Origin of the sequence: Aeromonas sp. QDB25 (genome assembly GCF_027707725.1) — a bacterium.
Taxonomy (GTDB): Bacteria; Pseudomonadota; Gammaproteobacteria; order Enterobacterales; family Aeromonadaceae; genus Aeromonas; species Aeromonas caviae.
The window spans coordinates 1-530 of record NZ_JAPCIZ010000254.1; the positions used below are offsets into that span (position 1 = coordinate 1).

Here is a 530-nt window from a genome sequence, read left to right on the forward strand (position 1 = left end):
TATTGATCCCCAACTCCACCAGCAAGAACAGGTCGCCATTGCCCAAGCCAAGCAAGAGGCCAGCGCCAACACCTTTGAGCGCATGGCCGCCAAGTGGCTGGAGCTGAAACGGCACGACGTGAGCGAAGCCTATGCCGCCGATTCGTGGCGCTCCCTTGAGCTGTATGTGCTGCCTTTCATCGGCTCCATGCCCATCGACCAGATACGCGCCCCCCTGGTGATCGAGCTACTGCGCCCGCTGGAGGCTGACGGCAAACTTGAGACAGTGCGCCGCTTGTGTCAGCGAATAAACGAGATCCTCGACTACAGCGTTAATCATGGCCTACTCGATGCCAATCCCTGCTCTGCCATTCGCAAGGTATTCAAGAAGCCCACCAAGAAGCATATGCCCACCCTCAAACCAGACGAGTTGCCGCTGTTGATGGCCGACATTGCCAACGGTCGCCTGGAACATACCACCCGCTGTCAGATTGAATGGAGCCTTCACACGCTGGTGCGCCCCGGTGAATCGGCGGGTACCCGTTGGGACG

Annotated in this window: 1 protein-coding gene; it reads left to right on the forward strand. The window is 58.9% G+C overall.

Translation table 11 applies throughout. From position 1 onward, the window contains the following. Nucleotides 1-530: phage integrase central domain-containing protein (locus PG883_RS23790; RefSeq protein ID WP_442866382.1), on the forward strand; the 530-nt coding region annotated here is incomplete at both ends.